2 protein-coding genes and 2 pseudogenes are annotated in these 3,125 nt (G+C 73.0%); 3 read left to right on the plus strand and 1 reads right to left on the minus strand.

Annotation, left to right across the window (positions count from 1 at the left end; translation table 11 throughout):
• Window positions 1–67 precede the first annotated feature (67 nt).
• Window positions 68–742: pseudogene (locus ABZ281_RS43840) on the plus strand (FAD-dependent oxidoreductase); the annotation flags it as partial.
• 164 nt (window positions 743–906) lie between these two features.
• On the opposite strand, the pseudogene ABZ281_RS43845 reads toward ABZ281_RS43840, so the two are convergent.
• Window positions 907–1,284, minus strand: a pseudogene (locus ABZ281_RS43845) (ABC transporter permease); the annotation flags it as partial.
• A 170-nt stretch (window positions 1,285–1,454) separates the two neighbouring features.
• On the opposite strand from ABZ281_RS43845, the gene ABZ281_RS43850 reads away from it, so the two are divergent.
• Together ABZ281_RS43850 and ABZ281_RS43855 are read left to right on the plus strand one after the other, a co-directional pair.
• Window positions 1,455–2,684 carry a sensor histidine kinase gene (locus tag ABZ281_RS43850; RefSeq protein WP_356663789.1) on the plus strand — a complete coding sequence of 410 codons (1,230 nt, stop codon included), beginning with the start codon at window positions 1,455–1,457 and terminating at the stop codon, window positions 2,682–2,684.
• Window positions 2,681–3,125: response regulator transcription factor (locus ABZ281_RS43855; RefSeq protein ID WP_356663791.1), on the plus strand; the 445-nt coding region annotated here is incomplete at its 3' end. The genes ABZ281_RS43850 and ABZ281_RS43855, both read left to right, overlap by 4 nt.

Here is a 3,125-nt window from a genome sequence, read left to right on the forward strand (position 1 = left end):
GCTGGACCTGGAGGCCCGCGGCCGGATCGGCGGCCGGATCGAACCCGGCACACTGGCCGGGCAGCCCATCGAACTGGGCGGCGGCTGGTTCGGCCCCGGCCAGGACCTCGTGGCCCGCGAACTGAAGCGCTACTCGCTGACCACCACCGCGGACGTCCACGCCACCCGCATGGTCATGCCCGGACCCGACGGGTACGCCAGCCACTCCCCGCAGGAGGCGGGCGCCCGCCTCAACAGCCTCTTCGCGGACTTCTACGCGGGCTCCGAGCAGTACTTCGAGAGGCCCTACGAGCCCCTCCACCGCAAGGACCTGCTGGCGTCCGTGGACCGCCTCTCGCTCGCCGACCGCATCGCCCAGCTCCAGCTGACCGGCGTCGACCACGACTGGGTGAGCGGCGCCACCTCGGTGTTCGCCGGCGGCAACCGCACCGGCTCCCTCACCGGCCTCGCCCAGTGGTACCAGCTCGCCGGCGGCACCTACGACACGTTCCTCTCGGTGATGAGCGAGCTGCCCCAGGGCGGCATGATCTCCATCCTGGAGCGGATGCTGCGCGAGTCCGGCGCGACCGTCAGCCTCAACTCGCCGGTCACCGCGATCCGCGAGCGCGGCGGACTCACCCACGTCGAGGTCCGCGGCGGCCGGGTCCACCAGGCCCCGGTGGTCGTCCTCGCCACGCCCGTCAACATGTGGTCCACGCTGACCTTCGAGCCGGGCCTGCCCAAGGTGTACGCCGACGCCGCCCGCGAGGGCCTCGGCGTCCCGCACGCCACCAAGCTGTGGCTGCGCGTGCGCGGCACCTGCGAGGCGGTGTCCGCCCAGGCCCCCGAGGGCGCCCCCATCCTGCTGCTGATCCCGCAGAAGCAGCTGCCCGACGGACGCGTCTTCGTCGCCTTCACCGGTCCCGCCCTCGACGTGTCCGGGGCGAGCCGGGAGCCGGGATGGATGCCGAAGGCGGAGACAGCGGTGTGCTTGTCCCCGGCGTTGGCCCTGGTCGTGGTGATCCCCAGTGGTTCTGCCCTCTCGACGCCGGGCGCCTTGGACCATTGCTGCCACTGCCGCTGGGTGACGGTGGAGTTGGAGTACGACAGGTTCTGCACGCCGCTGGGGGCCTGGAAAGCGATCTTGTCGGCGGGCAGTCCCGTGATCGCCGAGATGTTCTGCCGGCCCAGTCCGGCCGTCAGCCCGGACAGCAGCCCGACCAGCAGGGTGATCAGCACGATGACGAGCCCCATCAGGGCGAAGCGCCCCTTGGCGAACTTCAGGTCTCTCCAGGCGACAAACACGGCCGTGGTCAGTCCTTTCCAGCGGTGGAAGCGTATGCCTCCACCGTCGCGGCCGGCCCCCTGTGTGCGCGTCTGGCGCAGGACGGCACTTCGGGGGCCGAAAGACGGCACAGGGTTCCAACTTTCGATGGAGGCCCCGGGGCGTCGGCCTCCGTAACCTGGGACGCACTGTGAACACCGCTGCCCCCGCCGCTGCCCCTGCGCTGACCCCGACCACCCGGGCCCTGGCCTGGTGCCTGCACCTGCTGGTCATCGGCCTGCTCGCCCTGGCCGTCGGCCGGGCCGTGACCGGCGACCGGCCCTACGCCGGATTGATCGTCGCCGCGGCGGCGGCGTGCGGCCTGGTGTACGCGGTCGGGCCCGTACTGCCGGGCGTACGCCGCTCGCGGCGGGCCGCCGCGCTATGGCTGGCCGCCGTGGGCGCCTGCTGGCTGGTGTTGCTGGCCCTGTCCCCCGACGCCGTGTGGGTGGCCTTCCCGCTGTATTTCCTCCAGCTGCACCTGCTGCCCCGCGTCGGATGGGCGGCGGTGGCCGCCACCGCCGCCGCGGCCATCGCGGGCTTCGCCGCCCACCAGCACTCCTTCAGTCCCGCCATGGCCATCGGGCCCGCGCTCGGCGCCGCCGTGGCGGTCACCGTGGTGTGGGGGTACCAGGCTCTGTACCGGGAGAGCGAACACCGCCGCCAACTGATCGAGGAACTCACGGTCACCCGCGCCGACCTGGCCGCCGCGCAGCACACCGCCGGTGTGCTGGCCGAACGCGACCGCCTGGCCCGTGAGATCCACGACACCCTCGCCCAGGGCCTCTCCAGCATCCAGCTGCTGCTGCGCGCCGCCGAACGAGCTCTTCCCCACACACAGCAGAACGCGGCCCGCTACGTTGAGCAGGCACGGCAGGCCGCCGTCGACAACCTCGCCGAGGCCCGCCGCTTCGTCGCCGCCCTCACCCCGCCCACGCTGGAAGGCACGACCCTGGCCGGTGCCCTGCAACGTCTGTGCACCACCACGTCCGCCCGGCACCGGCTCACCGTACGCTTCCACCTCACCGGCGACCCGGCGCCGCTCGCCACCGCGCACGAGGTCGCGCTGCTGCGCATCGCCCAGTCCGCCCTGGCCAACACCGTCCGCCACGCCCAGGCCATCACCGCCGACGTCACCCTCAGCTACCTCGGCGACCGCATTGCCCTCGACGTCGTCGACGACGGACGCGGTTTCGACCCCACCCGCCTGCCCGCCCCCGACCTCGAGGCCGGCGGGTTCGGGCTGGCTGTTATGCGGGCCCGCGCCCAGGCCCTTGGAGGCACCCTTACCGTCGAATCCGCCCCCGGCCACGGCACCTCCCTGTCCGCCCGACTGTCCCTCACCCCGCCAGCTGAGACCGAGCCCGAGGCCCGCCCGTGACCGACACCCCCATCCGCCTGCTCCTGGCCGACGACCACCCCGTCGTACGGGCCGGACTGCGCGCCGTGCTGGAAACCGAGCCCGGCCTCGTCGTCATGGCCGAAGCCGCCACCGCCGAGGACGCCATCCTCCGCGCCGCCGAGGGCGACATCGACGTCGTCCTCATGGACCTGCAATTCGGCAAGGGCATGGGCGGCGCCGAGGCCACCGCCCGGATCACCGCCCGGCCCGGAGCCCCCAGGGTGCTGGTCGTCACCACCTACGACTCCGACGCCGACACCCTGCCCGCCATCGAAGCCGGCGCCACCGGCTACCTTCTCAAAGACGCCCCACCCGAGGATCTGGCCGCCGCCGTACGCACCGCAGCAGCCGGACGCACCACGCTGGCGCCCACGGTCGCCGAACGGCTGATGAACCGGCTTCGCACCCCTGGCACCGCCC

This window comes from Streptomyces sp. NPDC006265 (assembly GCF_040613555.1).
Taxonomy (GTDB): Bacteria; Actinomycetota; Actinomycetes; order Streptomycetales; family Streptomycetaceae; genus Streptomyces.